The following is a 16,497-nucleotide window of genomic DNA, read 5'->3' as shown; positions in this document are numbered from 1 at the left end:
GAATATCACTGCACTGCTACGGACGGTCGTTGATGCTTGAGACCAATGCTTCTAAGCTTACCTTTTTCGCCTACTTCTTTGATGACCAGTGACCACTCATCGTTCACCACAACTGTATCACCTGAAACGGGTGCGGTACCTAAGTGTGAGGTCACATACTCAGCGACTGTCTGCTCCCACATATCTTTGGTACTGTCTGCTTCGGTCGTTTTCAGCGTTTTTACCAAAGGTTTGGCGGTCATAGCTTCTGAAAAAAATGGCAAATCTCCGAGTTTTACACTGGGTGATAGCAACCAATCACCATAAAAGTCATCAATAGCCTTACGATCTAACGTTGTGTCATTAAAAATCTTGGCAATTTTGCTCGCGTGATTGCCGCGCATGGCGTACCAAACACTATCACCAAATTTTATTTTCGTATTTTCATCAACGACGACGATTTGTTGTCCCCGTACCAGCGCAAATACGCTGATTTCATCAGGGCTAATGCCTTTTGAGATTCCCATAGGATGACGACCGATTGCAAAGGCGCCTGATTGCGCCTCAAACTCGTATAAGGTAATACTCGCCTTATCCGATACCCAAACCTCATGTTCTTCTTTGGGATCTTTATTGGTTGGAATACGTACCTTAAATAAATTCGCCATAGTAGGAATGGTCGTGCCTTGCAAAATCAGTGACAGCACCACAACCCCAAAGGCAATATCAAAGAGCATAAAGGCATTATCAATCCCTGCCATGACGGGCAAAATCGCAAGGGTAATGGGCACCGCACCGCGCAGACCAACCCAAGAGATAAACCCAATCTCTTGATCTTTAAATTTAAATGGTTTCACACTAGTATAGACCGCGATAGGACGGGCAACGAAGATCATGAACGCCGCTATCGCCACCGAATAATGCCAGACATTAAGAACGTTTGATGGCGTGACCAATAATCCCAACACCACAAACAATACCGCTTGCGATAGCCACGCAAAGCTGTCCATCACGCGCATAACATGCTCGGTTGAGCGCACTTTGTGATTACCGATGAGCACCCCTGTGAGATACACCGCCAAAAACCCACTACCGCCAATCAAGTTGGTCGCAGCAAATACGGCCAAGCCCGCTGAGAGTATCAAAATGGCATACATGCCCTCTGCCAGATGTATCTTGGGTAATAACCGAGAGAGCAGATAACCAAAGAGCAAGCCCATGCCCAATCCAAAGCTCAACTGTTGAAACAGTAAGACCAAAAAGCCAAATGCTGTCTGACCAGCAGGGTCGACGTTTAGAGCAATTAACCCCGTCACCAATAAAATGGCCAAGGGATCGTTGGCACCAGACTCTAACTCAAGCGTGGCTTGGACGCGGTCGTTGAGCTTGACCCCGCCATTACGTAGTAGAGAGAATACAGCGGCCGCATCGGTTGAGCCCACAATGGCTGCCATCAATAGCCCAAAGCGCCAATCAACATCGAGCAACCAAGTAACAAATGCCCCGAGCACCAAAACCGTGACCAGTACGCCCCAAGTCGCCAAGGTAATCGCAGGTTTTAGACCGACCCGAAACGACTTAAAAGACGTACGTAGACCACCATCTAATAGAATACAAGCAAGCGCCGCTTGTCCCACAAAATTGGCCAGCCCATATTGAGAAAACTCAATACCCAAGATACCCTGCTCGCCTGCCAACATACCGACGATCAAAAACAGCAATAGCAAGGGCACACCCAAACGCGCCGATAACGTGCTCGCCATGATACTGGCGAAAATAAGTACTGCCCCTACGAGGTATAGGATATTTAAGGTATCCATTTTTTAAAGCCCTGTTTTTTATCGTTATTGCATCAATATTGAATGAAGCATAATAGTACTTGATTGCGAAAATATTTCCGTTATCGCACTGTTATTAGATATCACGCCAGAGAGTTTGTCATCAGCAACGATTGTCAGAGCTATTAACATTGTCAGAGCCATTAACACAAGAAATTTACACTGATTCTATATCGGCATTAAGAGTAACATCTGCGACTAAATTTATAGACAGTATTTCGAAAAAAGTTATCGAATATACCAGCGCGTACCTATGAACTTATGACCTTTGTTTAGCCATTTTTTATTCTAACTTTTGACAGTATTTAGGCCTACACAATTAAATTTAAATAGTTACGCTTGACTATTTAGCCCTGAATATACTGCCATGTCAGCACCAAAATAGTGGCGGCTACTGTCCAAGCGACAACGCCTAACAATAATGCCTTATATAAGCTCATATAACTGATGCTAAAAAATACCACCAAGGTATAAATCAAATGCGGTATCACACCCAGCATACTAAATATCAGGGCAACCCTTAAATCAGTAGGACTGCGCTCAGTACCAACAATGAAGTGACTGATGAGCGTAAACGTGGGGAAAAGAGGTGCAAGCGCCGCCAGATAAAAAAATCGCGTTTGTGCAAATAATTGAATTGCCAATACCATCAAAGCGCCAATGAGCATTTTTAGCCAGATCATGATGGATCACTCTCCTATTGAGTATGACGGGCTGAACATAGCCCAATCAGCCATCATACTAGAGTCTACAAATTGACATAAGAGGCATCGCTGATTAATTGACCCGTGTGATAAAAAAAACGCAAAAAACCCCATTTAGCTACGCTGCTAAATGGGGCTAGTACTTTTATTAAGAAAGCTTTTAAGAATTATTTAATCCTTTTTTGGCTTTAGTGCCGCGCTGATGTCTGCTAGCAATGGGGGTATATCATGCTTATCTGCGATGACCTCAATCATTACTAGCTTATCGGTAGTCTCGGCAGCTTTGTTTAAAGCCGCTTTTAGCTCACCTGCTGTTTCTGCTTTGAGTAGTAAGCTATTCGCTTCGGTTGCGCCAAACGCTTTTGGCATGATCTGCCAATCGCATTTTGGGATATCGTTGTAGTATTGGTTTTCACCATGAATCGCACGCTCTACGGTATAGCCGTCTTTATTGATTAGGACGATGACTGGATTGATACGCTCTTGAATCATGACCGCCATTTCTTGAACCGTCAAGAGCGCCGAGCCATCACCAATCAGTACAACGCTGCGTTTATTCGGTGACGCGATAGCAGCACCTAAGCTTGCTGGTAATGTGTAGCCAATCGAGCCCCACATTGGCTGCCCATAGGAGGTCACCCCTTCTGGCAAACGCACATCACTGATGCCAAAATAGGCAGTTCCTTGCTCAGAGAACACCAAATTATTATGGTCTAGGCGATCAGCGATAATATGCCATAGGTCATCTTGGAGAATCGCCTCATCATCCCTACCCTTCTGCTCATGTGGTTTGACTGGCTCACAAAAAGGCTTTGGTACGATGTTGATACCAGAGGTCATGACTTCGTGCAGGGCCTGTAATGCATCTTGCAAGGCAATCGGTGCAAAGTTCTTACCACTAATAGAAGCACGCTCATAATGCAAGTCTACTACTATACTCTCGTCAATATCTTGGCTAAATCCCGCGGTGGTCGTGTCGGTATATTGCACCCCTACTTTGATCAGACATTCGCAGTTTTCTACCGCGTCTTTGACAATGGGACGCGAGGCAACGCCTGCATAAGTCCCGGCCCAGCGCTCGCTGTTTTCATCAAGCAGTGTCTTGCCCCACGATAGCGTGGTATAAGGAATGTCTGTATCAGCAATCAGTGCTTTGAGCTGTGACTGCAACCCCAAACGATGCACCATCAAATCTGCCATGAGCGTCGTGGTTTTGTTTGGCAAGAACTCTGTTAGCGCTTGCTTGAAATCTGCCAATGCCGCTTGACTGGTGATGTCTTCTTGGCTATCAATCAGCTTGGTTGTTGGCGGATAAATAGGCTGACGCGCAACATCAGGTGATAGCAGCAGATAACCTGGGCGATGCTTTTTGAGAATCAATCGAATCACTCGATCAATTTCTGAGGCGGCATTTTCAGGAGTAAGCTGCGCTCGTGCTACGGTCACGGGCTCAACCATCTTAATAAAATGATTAAATACGCCATCGCCAAGCGAATGATGAATACGGCGTTTTGCGTCTTGCAAAGCTGTGCTTGGTGCACCTACGATGTGCAATACTGGCGCGTACTCAGCAAAAGAGCCTGCGGTCGCGTTAATCGCTGATAGCTCGCCTACGCCAAAAGTCGTCACCATGGCGGCAAACCCACGCTCGCGTGCATAGCCGTCGGCCGCATAGCCAGCATTTAGCTCATTGGTGTTACCCACCCAGCGCAGCTTATCAGAAGCAAGGACATTGTCCAAAAAGGTTAAGTTAAAATCGCCTGGTACGCCGAATATCTCAGAGGCACCTGCTTCTGCGACACGATCAAACAAATAATCAGCGATAGTATACTGTTGACTCATTTTTTATCCTTATAACTTATCTTCGTAAGTATTGATCATTGTGAATGTAATTAAATCATAATATGTATACCAGCTTATTTATGTATGCAAAGCTTTTGGAATACATATTATAATGAACCGTTATAACACACATTTGTAGATAGAATATATGCCTATTTTAATAACTTTAACTTTTTTCGTCATAGGTGTTGACACATAAAAAAAACTGCGTATAATACGCCTTCATCATCTGATGATAGTTAATCAAACGATGAATCAGCGGGATTAGCTCAGTGGTAGAGCATAACCTTGCCAAGGTTGGGGTCGAGAGTTCGAATCTCTTATCCCGCTCCAAATTCTAAAAAAGCCTCACTTAATAGTGAGGCTTTTTTTTGTCTGTTTTTCGGGGTTTGTAGAGTATTTTTTCGAACATTTATTTTCTTATAGTTAAGTTTATCTACTCAGTCAAAAAGCTCGTTTTCGGTGCGGTGCCCATTTGGTGCCCAAACCGTGCCCTGCCCTAAAACTGCGAATATTGAATTGCCCCCAACCTAGCTATTTTTAGAGCAGATAGAAATGAAGCGTGGTTTAATATTATGATTAAAAGCTTTTAAATTAGCGAACCTCTACTATAATGAGTTTTCTGGTTAGTATTAACTAAGTTTTAGATAGCTCAATGACAATTAGGAAAAATATTATGGCAAAATTAGAATCAAACATCGAATTAGAAGCGGCGACATTTCGTCGCTTATTGGCTCATTTAGACGAGCGTAAAGATGTACAGAATATTGAGCTGATGAACCTTGCCGATTTTTGTCGTAACTGTTTATCCAAATGGTACAAAGCTGCTGGTGAAGAGCGTGGTATTGAAATCGACTACGAGGATGCGCGCGAGCTTGTTTATGGCATGCCCTACGCTGAGTGGAAAGCGAAGTACCAGCAAAAAGCAACACCAGAACAGTTAGCACGTTTTAACGAAATTGAAGCTACCAAGAACAAAACGAATTAAAACCAACAGTAGTGGCTCAAATAAAAGAGCCACCATGATATAATTATATCGAAGAAGACAATATTGCCGCTAGATTAGCGGCTTTCTATAGATTTGAGTATACTACTAAATCCTATGGTTCCTTGTTTCTGCATTTGACGATCAAGTAGGCGACCGATTAATGGCAACGGTACAATCAATCGACCCTCGGATATCCAAGTCACGTGTGTGGTGCCATCGCCCAAGTCTTTTAAATCAATGACGCCTTTATCATGTCGCATTTTGACAGGTTTAGCTTTTTCGATTTGGTATTGCATATGAGTAGGACGCTCAAACGCTGTAATCCGCTCCCAAAACTTAACAGGTCCCGCTTGAATGCTACGTAAAGCGCCAACACCATTGCGCTCCTCATTACCTTCAGCGACTAACTTAGCAACTCCCACCGCTTTAAATGAGCCATAACTGGCATGGTCGCTCAGTGCTTCAAATACCTCATCAATCGGTTTTTTGACAATGCGTTCTACTTTTATTTTGAACATAATATAATCTCGTTAGGATTAAAGTTATTTCGCTTAGTGCCATTTTAGAAACAAATAAAGCCGTTACACTTCAAAAACTTATGATCGTGAAGAAGCTCGTCCTTTTGAAAGACGCTTACCATCAATACTACTCGACATCATCCAATAGCTTATTTAGCTCATCAACCATTGCGTCATCTATGATGCTGGCTTCAATATAACTTACGATCTCATCTACAGTCGTTAGATCCATGGCCGCAATGCCCAAGCTGGCTAGCTGCTCATTGATTGATTCCAAGCTATCATTATCTTTGGAGTCGTCCAACAACTCTTCTTCAAACCTGCCTCTGACAAACCAATACATTTTTTCTAGCACGGTTTCTTTTTTGGTCAACGTAGAGTAGCCATCGCCATAAATGAACAGATTAAAATGATAAGGTATTTCTACATCATTGATGAAGAAGGTACGTTGGCACTCTAGTGTATAGGCCTGAATCTCTTCGCTGTCAGTACTGTCATCATTTTGAGTATCCTCATCATATTCAATCGCTTCCTCTACCAATCCGCCTAGCAACTGATAGCCGCCCACTTTGATTTTGTGATTATAAATGATAGAGGAGTCTGCAATTGCCTCAAAAATAACGGCGCTGACATCTAAAGTATGATTATCAATATCATAAAATGCTTTTAGGGCAGGCAAAAACCCTGTCAGCTCCTCTTCAGGTACTTGAATGAGAAACTGCTGCTCATATATTTTAATCATGTCTTCAGGCGCGTAGGTATTCGCCGTGTCGGTTTCATTTCTGCCAGTGGGCTGTAGTGGTAGGAAATTATATGGATTATCTTTGGTCATTCGAGACTGCCTTTTTGCTTGAGTTAAATTTGTGAAATGTCTGTGTGGCTTAATCTTTAAGAGCCTTAGTACATGATACTTTCTTAATATCACGGCGCTCTAGATTTTATGCGCATATTGTCTCTTATCTAGGCAATTTTAGATAGACAGATATACAAGTTCAATCACTCTGATTTAGACAGACAGGCTAAATAACACAAACTAAAAAGGCATCTCCATACCAGTGACTAGCTAATTTGCTGCCATCCTGAGGTTGCCTGATATTCATCTTGATGCGCAAACAAAGGGTGAGCCTTGGCTTCCTGTAAATTCAGCACGGGGGTCACACAGACATCCGTTGCCGCAAATACGCCTTGCCAATGCTCAAGCGTTTGACTGGCGAATTTTTCCGCCATTGTTTTAGTCGCTATTTGACTCTCAGGCCTATTGGGCATGATGCCAAGCTGCCAATGTACGTCTTTAAGCGCTGGCAACTCCAATACCTCACATAGACCTTGCCAAAATTTCAACTCTAACGAACCAACCGCCATATGTCGCTGGTCAGCGGTTTGGTACAGTCGATAACATGGTAATGCACCGCCTAAAAAGTCATGCTGTGGCATGGGAGCTGTACTTGAAGTATTATTTGAAGCACTATTTGAATTGTCACCTGAAAAACGACTGATTAGCTTACCCGTCACCTTTGGCATAACCATATGATTGTACAAACTGTGCGTCATGCTAATCACAATATGTCGTCCTTTTCCGGTACGCTGCGCGGCAAATACAGCAGCCAACAGTGCTATCACTGCTGTATCACTACCACCTGCCAAGTCCGCAAACTGGACATTGGGCATAGCCTGCTCACCCTGAGCTGTTTTTAACTGATCAAGCACACCACTCATAGCCATAAAATTAATATCATGACCGGCCTTATCAGACCAATTATGATTTATTTGAGAGCTATTTTTTGGCTCAGCACTTTCTAAGTAGACACCTTCTTTTGCGTAACTGCCTGCGATACCATAGCCAGTAATAGATACCATTACCAGCTTTGGGTTGATGACATGCAGGGTTTTAGTATCTAATCCCATTTCTGCTAAGACACCTGGGCGAAAGCTGTCTAGCATCAGGTCAGCTTCTTTGAGATGTGCCTTAATAGCTTCAATCGCTTCGGGATCATGAAAATCATGCTTTTCAGTCGTCTTACCGTGGTTCAAAGCTGCGAATAACTCACCAAATACGCGAGCAGGATCACCTTGTTTGGGTTCGATTTTAAGAACGTCCGCACCCAAATCCGCAAGCAGGCGCGTGGCAAATGGCCCAGGTAGGTTACGAGTCAGATCGATCACTCGTAACCCTTGTAGACAATCTGCCATTTGATCATGATTTGATAAATGCGTATCAGTCATCGGAGAACGCCTCGCCTTTGGCTGCCATGTCTAACAATATCTGGGCAGGCTCAAACCGTTCACCATATTTCGCAGCCAGCTCACGACTCCGCTTAACAAATGCACTCACGCCCATTGCATTGATAAACTGTAGCGTGCCCCCGTGCTGCGGTGCAAACCCCCAGCCAAAGATAGACCCTATATTGGTGTCGGCAACTGAGCGCACGACGTTTTCCTCATAGCATTTGGCAGATTCATTGGCTTGAATAAACATCAAACGATCAACCAAATCTTGCTGCGACGGTTGCTCTGACTTTGGCGGATATAAGTTTATCAGCTCAGGCCATAGATGCTTATCACCGTCTTCTGGATAATCATAAAACCCTTTGCCATTTTTCTTGCCCTCGCGCCCATGCTCATTGACCAGCGTCTTTAGTATCTCGTAAGAAGGGCGCACAGCAACGGACTTGCCTTCGGCTGCCATATCTACCTGCTGTTGCTCGCTGACATGTAATGCTAGGCTTAACGACACTTCATCTTGTAATGCTAAGGGCGGCATCGGCATACCTGTTTTTAGTCCGGCAACTTCGATGCTACGCGGATGCACACCCTCTCCTAGCATTGCGATACCCTCTGATACATAGGTGCCAAATACCCGCGAGGTATAAAAGCCGTGACTGTCATTGACGACGATAGGCGTTTTGCCTATTTGCACAACATAATCAAAGGCTTTGGCCAACGTTTCATCATCAGTTTGCGCGCCTACGATAATCTCAACGAGCGGCATCTTATCTACTGGCGAGAAAAAATGCAGACCGATAAACTGGTTTGGTCGTGTACTGGCTTTTGCTAGCCCAGTAATCGGTAGTGTTGAGGTATTAGACGCATAAATAGCCGTGTTTGAAATCACCGCTTCACTCTGCTGGGTACATTTGGCTTTGATTTCTCGATTTTCGAACACCGCTTCGATGATGAGATCACAATCAGCTAAATCATCGTAAGAGACGGTTGGCGTGATACGTTTTAGGAGAGCTTGTTTTTTCTCTTCGGTAGCGCGCTGTCGGCTGATGGCTTTATCCAAAATATTAGCAGAGTACGCTTTGCCTTTTTCTGCATGGGCAATTTCCGTGTCCAATAACACGACATCTATACTTGCTTTGGCAGTGACATAAGCGATGCCAGCGCCCATCATGCCAGCCCCTAAGATACCGACTTTTTTGGTTTGGGTCTGCTCAAACCCTTGAGGTCGAGACTGACCTTTTTTGATGCTATTCAGCTGCGTCCATAAGGTGTTAATCATGTTTTTTGATTCAGTCGACAGCACACAAGCGGCAAAATAACGCGACTCAATCTCAAGCCCTGTATCGATATCCACTAGGCATCCTTCAAACACACAAGACATGATATGAGTAATCGCTGGATAGTTGCCGTGAGATTTTTGATTGGCCATGGCTGGGGCGATAGAGAATATAGACACTACCTTTGGATGCTTACTATCGCCGCCAGGAATTTTAAAACCCTTCTCATCCCATGGCTGCTGCGCGCTTGGATTGTTTTGAATCCAGTTTTTTGCTTGCTTCAGCATATCTGCTCGATCAGTGGCTATTGCATCAATAAGTCCAATATCTTTTGCCGCTGCTGGTCGCAATTCTTTGCCTTGCGTCATCAGCTCCAGTGCTACTTGAATACCGACCAACCTTGGTAAGCGCTGAGTACCGCCGCCGCCAGGTAACAAGCCCAGTTTCACCTCAGGCAAACCAAGCTTGGTCTTAGGCATGTCAATGGCAATACGATAATGACAGGCAAGTGCCAACTCTAAACCACCGCCTAATGCGGTTCCTGTCATAGCAGCGACGACGGGTTTACCCGAGGTCTCAAGCGTACGCAAACTCCCTTTTAATTCCTCGGTCAATGTAAATGCTTGCTCCGCTGTCTCTATCTGGTTCAATTGATCAATATCTGCGCCAACCACAAAGGTGTCTTTGGCCGATGTGAGAATTAAGCCTGTGGCGGCGTCATCATTGATAAAACTATCAACTAACGTGGCGAATGCCTCCGTAAAGCCATCACCAATGACATTCATTTTGCGTTTGCTTTGGTCAATCGTAACGGTGACGACACCCTCGTCATCACGCTGGACGGAGAAGTCATCTAATGCGTTAATGGCTATTACGCTATCTACTGTTTGGTTATTTGTCATCATTTTTATCCCTTAAATGATTCTTTGTATATTGCGTTTTAGTCTAATTGGTTTTCAGTCTATTTTAGAGAAAGGTTAAACACGCTCGATAATAGTGGCAATTCCCATACCACCGCCCACACATAGCGTAATCATAGCAGTCTGTAAGTCGCGGCGTTCCAACTCATCAAGGACTGTCGTCATTAGCATCGCGCCCGTTGCCCCAAGCGGATGACCCATAGCGATTGCACCACCATTGACGTTGACAATATCAAGCGAGATTCCAAAATCATCAGCGGTATTCATCGGCACAGCAGCGAATGCTTCATTAATCTCCCAAAGGTCTATGTCAGAGGCTTGCATGCCCGCTTTATCGAGGGCTTTTTGGCAAGCTGGCGTTGGACCTGTCAGCATAATGGCAGGCTCTGAACCAATGACTGAGGCCATTGTGATTTTGGCGCGTGGTTTTAGTCCTGCTTTTTGCCCAGCCGCCGCGCTACCGACCAAACAAATCGCCGCCCCATCAACGATGCCAGAAGAATTACCCGCATGATGCACATGACTCACGGTTTCAATCGTGGTGTATCGGTCTAATATCACACTATCAAAGCCCATTTTTCCCGGCATAATAAAAGAAGGTTTAAGACCCGCTAAGGTTTCGACATTGGTATTAGGACGGATGGTTTCGTCTTTATCCAATAGCATCATGCCATTGATATCGGTGACAGGGACAACAGATTTGTCGTAATAGCCGTTCTCCCAAGCCTTTGCTGCGCGGCGATGTGATTCAGTGGCAAAAGCATCGACATCGCTACGGCTAAAGCCTTTGAGCGTTGCAATGGTATCCGCGCCCACCCCTTGCGGCACGAAATGCGTCGCTTCATTCACGCGCGGATCCATGTACCAAGCACCGCCATCAGAGCCCATCGGCACACGGCTCATAGACTCCACACCGCCTGCCACTACCATGTCTTCCATACCTGACATGACTTTGGCAGCCGCAAGATTAATAGACTCCAGACCAGAGGCACAAAACCGAGACAAGGTAAGACCTGCCACACTTTGTGCCCAACCAGCATCAATGACGGCGATACGCGCAATATCAGAGCCTTGCTCGCCCACTGGGGTCACGCAGCCAAGCACCACATCATCGACCAAACTGGTATCCAAGTTGTGACGCTGCTCCATCTCCTTTAATAAGGTACGTGTCAGCCAGATTGGTGACGCCTGATACAAAGAGCCGTCCTTTTTTCCTTTGCCGCGTGGCGTGCGGATAGCATCATAAATGTAAGCAGTCTCAGTCATAAAAAATCCTTTTTTTATTTTTTAAATAAACAATAACTATCGTAGTTTTATAATATAAGCGTTTACATAAAGCGTGAAGCCAGCTCTTTCATAATCTCATTGGTGCCGCCATAGATTTTTTGCACGCGCGCATCAGCATATAAACGGGCGATAGGATACTCGGTCATATAGCCATAGCCACCAAACAGCTGCACGCATTCATCGATGACTTCGCACTGTTTTTCGGTGACCCAGTATTTGATCAATGAAGCATGCGGTACAGACAGTTTGCCATCTAACATCGCATCGACTGCCGCATCACACATGGTACTGGCAGCGAGATAATCGGCATAGCATTCAGCCATCTTGAAGCGGGTATTTTGAAATTTCCAAATAGGTTTGCCAAAGGCTTCACGGCCCTTTATATAATCTAGTGTTAGATTGATAGCCAGCTTCATTGAGCCGACCCCTGATAACGCAATGATGAGGCGCTCACGTGGCAGCTCTTGCATCATCTGTATAAAGCCCATACCTTCTACCGTACCCAACAGGTTGGTTTGCGGTACACGGACATTGCTAAAGAAAAGCTCTGAGGTGTCTTGAGAGGTCAGGCCAATCTTATCGAGATTGCGCCCACGTTCAAACCCTTCTACGTTGTCCGTTTCTACGATGATAAGTGAGACACCTTGCGCGCCTTTTTCACGGTCTGTTTTGCATGCTAATAAGATAAGATTGGCGTGCTGACCATTGGTAATAAAGGTCTTAGAGCCATTGATAATGTAATCATCACCGTCTTTTACTGCATAGGTTTTGATGTTTTGTAGGTCGGAGCCAGTGCCAGGCTCAGTCATGGCGATAGCGCCAATATATTCGCCCGTTGCCATTTTTGGTAACCACGCTTGTTTTTGTGCTTCAGTACCATGGGCTAAAATATAAGGCGCGACAATACCTGAATGCACCATACCGCCAAATCCTGACTGATTGGCCTCAGTCTGTGCGTAGATGAGCGCGGCTTCATGACCGAAATCGCCGCCGCCGCCGCCATACTCGCTTGGTATTGCCGCACACAAAAACCCCATCTCGCCCGCTTCTTCCCACGCAGCACGATCGATCATGCCGTTTTTGCGCCACTGCTCATCCTTTGGCTCCCAAGATTGAAACATTTTCAAGGCGCTGTCATACACCATCTGATGTTCTTCGGTCATCCAGTTTGGGGTAAATTTTTCGATACTCATGATGTCTATCCTTGACAAGATTGAATGAATAACAGCTATATCCAAGCCATTTTTTAAGTTATGGTAATTTATATTACCGTTATAGATATGCGATAAATTCTTTGTATTTATTAATATACGAGTCTTATACTAGGCTATGAAAAACCACTTCGCAATATATTAAATAAAAATGGTAATTCAAATTACTCATTAATTTAATCACGTTAGATTATCGAGAAAATCACTTAACTGATAGGACGTATCAAATAACCAATACTTTAAGAAGCGATAAATATGAAAACCTTTAATCAGTCAGATAGCCCCACGCAAACGCGATCGCTAGCACCCCTATCCGATATGCGACCCGCAACTTTGGATAAAATTGAACAGGCCGTTCGTAAGGTCTTTGCAGGATTTGATGCTAATGAGGTGACGATGGCGCAGATTGCAAAGTCTGCAAATGTTTCCTTGCAAACGCTCTACAAGTACTTCGGGGACAAGCAAACGCTGTTTTATACCATTATGGATATTGTGCTCGGCAGATTAGCCGCTCGCATCATGGATCATCTGCAAGGGATTGATAGCGTACAAGATCGTCTACGTAAGACGCTGTGGGTCTGCTTTGATTTTGTAGACTCGCATCCAGATGCGGTGATGGTGCTGTCTTCTGTGTCGGCCTCGCGTATACGTAATATCGCAATCTATGAAAACAAAGAGTTAATTGGCGCGTTTTTGGCGGTATTAGAAGATGGTCAAAATCGTGGGGTGCTCAATGACACTGTCCCACTGCACATACTCTTCGATGTGTTTATGGGATTTATTAGTCGACTTGGCTTAATGCATACCATTCGCCAAACAGAGACGCCATTAAATGCAGAGTTTGATGCGCTATTTGTAATTTTATGGCGCGCCATCTCTAAACCTGAAGCATTAAACAAAAAATTTAATGCAAAGAACCAAAAAGCCCCACGATAAAGTGAGGCTTTTTTATACTGAGTCTTCTAATTTATACTAAGGCTTCTTAGTCGATGAGCTTAGATTATTACACTCTTCATATACTCACAGCATTTTAGATACTGCTGGATTTTGGTAAGCCATAATCTGCATGATCAACCACATGGTTGTTTTGTTCAATCGTCAGTTGATAACCTTTGATAACACCATCGTATGGCAAACTGCCCTCATACTGCTGATAATGCTCGCAGATGCTGTCTTGAATCACTGATTTACGTTGAGCATCGTCTAATTTGGCAAATCCATCTGGGAGAGGTATGTGAGCCAAACGTGCAGCATTACCACGAGACACCCAATTATCGACACTCGTAAAGGTAAAATCCACTTGCGCTCGTAAGCTATATTTAGGTAGCGTATTAGAGTGGTTCGTCAAGTCATTTTTAATCTGAGCAATATCTTCTGCAAATGGCTGATACGGTATCTCAAGCACGACAAATAGCTTTGCCAAAAACTCATCAGCGGTAAAGTATTTGTCCATATAGCTGCTATCAAGTCCAAGATACCTATGCGACAGTACATGGCGCAGGCGGTCACAGGCAGGAATGGTATGCTTGATAGGATAACCCATGGCGCTGACAATATCTTGCGAACGTAGCTCAAGTGTGGCTATCTGATTGATCGCATATTGTGCTAAGAGATGGCGTGGGTGATAACGACGGGTATATTGAGATTGGTTGGCAATGTGGTTCATGATATTGAACACCTTAGACTCCTATAACTCCGACGAAAAAGGTTGATATACGCCCAAATAGGCAAAAAATCAGGCACAAATGAGGTTGTCGGAGTACAGGCTCATGCGCTTTACCAGGGTTATTTTATATCGTGCTGGAAGTTGCAAGGTTTATCACGCTGCCATGAAACGGTTGTCACGGACGGCAATAACAAAACTGTTAAACCCACGATAGATCGTTCAATGATGATAGCACAACAGATAGCAGAAAATAAATACCGATATGTTTACTTATTTTTCAATAGTAAATGGTTAGGTTTTTAGATTAAAAGCACCTCATATTGAATTTTATTTTCCTATATCTATTGCGTATTTTTTATTAACTCTCTTTTCCTAGGCCTTTCATGCTGAGCTTTAGGTTAACAATCCTTATCAAAAAACATCTTTTACAATCGACTTTGGCTTGCTATCTTGCCTCGCGACCCTTGTATTCCAAGAATACCTGCCCCACCTTGACTTGTCACCCGCTGTATTAGGGCGTGTCCCTATTTTAAAAATGGTGATAAAGATAATATAAATCGCAGACAAACAAGGAAAATAGCTGGTTAATATCGAGATATTGACTAGCTATTTGACGCCGTTTGTCAAAGATTTAGCTATTTTTAGCCCATTTAGTGATAAACGTTTGAATTAGGGACACGCCCTAGCACCTGCTTTGTATTGGATTTTATGACACATAACCTTGAGGCGAGCGCGAACGCTCGCCGAACTCAGTATTTTCAAGTATTTTTGATGGGCGTTAGTGCCTTTATTATGAACACCACAGAATTTGTCCCTGTGGCGCTATTGAGCGATATCGCCCAAGACTTCTCTATTACCACAGCAGAAACGGGCTGGATGTTGACGCTCTATGCTTGGATTGTGGCAGCGATGTCATTGCCGCTGATGCTATTGACCAGTCGATTTGAGCGTAAACGGTTACTCTTAGGGCTGTTTGCCGTCTTTATTGCCAGTCATATGCTATCTGTATTTGCATGGAGTTTTGATGTACTGCTCATTAGCCGAGTTGGGATTGCGCTGTCGCATGCGATATTTTGGTCCATCACAGCAGCAATCGCCATACGTGTGGCACCCGAAGGCAAGAAAGCCATGGCGCTGAGTGTGCTCGCGACTGGGACGTCGCTTGCGATGGTACTCGGTGTGCCGTTGGGACGGTTGGTGGGTCAATGGTTTGGTTGGCGCGCGACATTTGGCGGCATTGGTGTCATTGCGCTTGTCGTCTTTATTTTGCAAGCGAGACTATTACCTACCTTACCAAGTATGTTTGAGGGATCTTTTAGAAAGATTCCAGAACTACTCAAGAACCCCTTACTGGTCTGTCTATATTTGCTTATCTTGCTCGTCTTTACCGCACACTATACGGCCTACTCTTACATAGAACCCTTTATGCGTCAGGTCGGTAATATCAACGAAAACGCAGCTACTTTTGTGCTACTACTGTTTGGGGCAGCAGGCATTGTGGGCAGTGTGATATTCAGTCGTTGGGGTGATAGATATAACACCCAATTGATGCTGGTATCTACGATATTAATACTTGTCTCTATGCTGACATTGCTGTTTGTCGTGACCTCTGTTTGGGCGCTTAGTGTTAGTGCACTGCTTTGGGGCGCGGCACTCATGCTACTGATTATCTCAATGCAGGCAAAGGTCATCATGGTCGATGTCAATGCACAAGACATGCTGATGGCGATGTTCTCAGGTATTATCAATTTAGGTATTGGAACAGGTGCGCTATTTGGTGGCTATGCAGTGACGCATATCTCGATATCAAGCGTGGGTTATGTCGGCGCGGCTATTGCGAGTATCGCTCTGCTCCTAATGTTATTTATGATAAAACGCTTCCCTGAGTTGAGTCGGCGACTTGGCTAAGTGTAATCTATCTATTGATACCGATGCTTTGTGAATGATTAAAAGTAGTGATGTATGTAATAAAATGGTTAGGTAATAGTACAGCCTTGCAAGGCTTGCTAGATTTTTTTTAAGGATATAGTCGAACCACTATTAA

Annotated in this window: 13 protein-coding genes and 1 tRNA gene; 4 read left to right on the top strand and 10 right to left on the bottom strand. The window is 44.3% G+C overall.

Going from position 1 to position 16,497, the window contains the following annotated elements:
- Positions 1–5: 5 nt before the first annotated feature.
- The 3 genes from B3V51_RS03855 to B3V51_RS03845 all read right to left on the bottom strand — a co-directional run bounded on the left by B3V51_RS03855 (position 6) and on the right by B3V51_RS03845 (position 4,363).
- On the bottom strand, positions 6–1,799 hold the full coding sequence (locus B3V51_RS03855; protein ID WP_093068327.1) for a potassium/proton antiporter: 1,794 nt from the start codon (positions 1,797–1,799) through the stop codon (positions 6–8).
- 365 nt (positions 1,800–2,164) lie between these two features.
- The gene (locus tag B3V51_RS03850) at positions 2,165–2,500 is read right to left on the bottom strand and encodes a GlpM family protein (RefSeq protein WP_093068323.1); all 336 of its coding nucleotides are present in this window, start codon (positions 2,498–2,500) and stop codon (positions 2,165–2,167) included.
- 192 nt (positions 2,501–2,692) lie between these two features.
- The gene (locus B3V51_RS03845) at positions 2,693–4,363 is read right to left on the bottom strand and encodes an alpha-keto acid decarboxylase family protein (RefSeq protein ID WP_286708020.1); all 1,671 of its coding nucleotides are present in this window, start codon (positions 4,361–4,363) and stop codon (positions 2,693–2,695) included.
- Positions 4,364–4,621: 258 nt separating this feature from the next.
- On the opposite strand from B3V51_RS03845, the gene B3V51_RS03840 reads away from it, so the two are divergent.
- A tRNA-Gly gene (locus B3V51_RS03840) sits at positions 4,622–4,696 on the top strand.
- 343 nt (positions 4,697–5,039) lie between these two features.
- Positions 5,040–5,351: a DUF1244 domain-containing protein gene (locus tag B3V51_RS03835; RefSeq protein WP_071001807.1), complete on the top strand. Its 312-nt coding sequence runs from the start codon at positions 5,040–5,042 to the stop codon at positions 5,349–5,351.
- Positions 5,352–5,425: 74 nt separating this feature from the next.
- On the opposite strand, the gene B3V51_RS03830 is transcribed toward B3V51_RS03835, so the two are convergent.
- The 6 genes from B3V51_RS03830 to B3V51_RS03805 all read right to left on the bottom strand — a co-directional run bounded on the left by B3V51_RS03830 (position 5,426) and on the right by B3V51_RS03805 (position 12,769).
- Positions 5,426–5,869: an SRPBCC family protein gene (locus B3V51_RS03830; RefSeq protein WP_071001808.1), complete on the bottom strand. Its 444-nt coding sequence runs from the start codon at positions 5,867–5,869 to the stop codon at positions 5,426–5,428.
- 127 nt (positions 5,870–5,996) lie between these two features.
- Positions 5,997–6,701, bottom strand: a complete 705-nt coding sequence (locus tag B3V51_RS03825) for a hypothetical protein (RefSeq protein ID WP_071001809.1) — start codon at positions 6,699–6,701, stop codon at positions 5,997–5,999.
- 227 nt (positions 6,702–6,928) lie between these two features.
- Positions 6,929–8,092 (bottom strand): CaiB/BaiF CoA transferase family protein, encoded by a 1,164-nt coding sequence (locus tag B3V51_RS03820; protein ID WP_093068311.1) that lies wholly within the window; start codon positions 8,090–8,092, stop codon positions 6,929–6,931.
- Positions 8,085–10,274 carry a 3-hydroxyacyl-CoA dehydrogenase NAD-binding domain-containing protein gene (locus tag B3V51_RS03815; protein ID WP_286708019.1) on the bottom strand — a complete coding sequence of 730 codons (2,190 nt, stop codon included), beginning with the start codon at positions 10,272–10,274 and terminating at the stop codon, positions 8,085–8,087. Before B3V51_RS03815 ends, B3V51_RS03820 begins: the two co-directional genes overlap by 8 nt.
- 72 nt (positions 10,275–10,346) lie before the next feature.
- On the bottom strand, positions 10,347–11,555 hold the full coding sequence (locus tag B3V51_RS03810; RefSeq protein WP_212564392.1) for an acetyl-CoA C-acetyltransferase: 1,209 nt from the start codon (positions 11,553–11,555) through the stop codon (positions 10,347–10,349).
- Positions 11,556–11,617: 62 nt separating this feature from the next.
- Positions 11,618–12,769 (bottom strand): acyl-CoA dehydrogenase family protein, encoded by a 1,152-nt coding sequence (locus tag B3V51_RS03805; RefSeq protein ID WP_286708018.1) that lies wholly within the window; start codon positions 12,767–12,769, stop codon positions 11,618–11,620.
- Between the two features lie 273 nt (positions 12,770–13,042).
- Here B3V51_RS03805 and B3V51_RS03800 point away from each other — a divergent pair, with 273 nt between their 5' ends.
- Positions 13,043–13,723, top strand: a complete 681-nt coding sequence (locus B3V51_RS03800; protein ID WP_058025725.1) for a TetR/AcrR family transcriptional regulator — start codon at positions 13,043–13,045, stop codon at positions 13,721–13,723.
- 94 nt (positions 13,724–13,817) lie between these two features.
- Here B3V51_RS03800 and B3V51_RS03795 read toward each other — a convergent pair whose 3' ends face one another.
- Positions 13,818–14,453, bottom strand: a complete 636-nt coding sequence (locus tag B3V51_RS03795; RefSeq protein ID WP_286708017.1) for a hypothetical protein — start codon at positions 14,451–14,453, stop codon at positions 13,818–13,820.
- 708 nt (positions 14,454–15,161) lie between these two features.
- On the opposite strand from B3V51_RS03795, the gene B3V51_RS03790 reads away from it, so the two are divergent.
- Positions 15,162–16,361 (top strand): sugar transporter, encoded by a 1,200-nt coding sequence (locus B3V51_RS03790; RefSeq protein WP_286708016.1) that lies wholly within the window; start codon positions 15,162–15,164, stop codon positions 16,359–16,361.
- Positions 16,362–16,497 lie beyond the last annotated feature (136 nt).

This window comes from Psychrobacter sp. UBA2514, assembly GCF_002341255.1.
Taxonomy (GTDB): Bacteria; Pseudomonadota; Gammaproteobacteria; order Pseudomonadales; family Moraxellaceae; genus Psychrobacter; species Psychrobacter pacificensis.
Note: the sequence above shows the minus strand (reverse complement) of the source record. Positions and strands in the feature narration are given on the sequence as shown.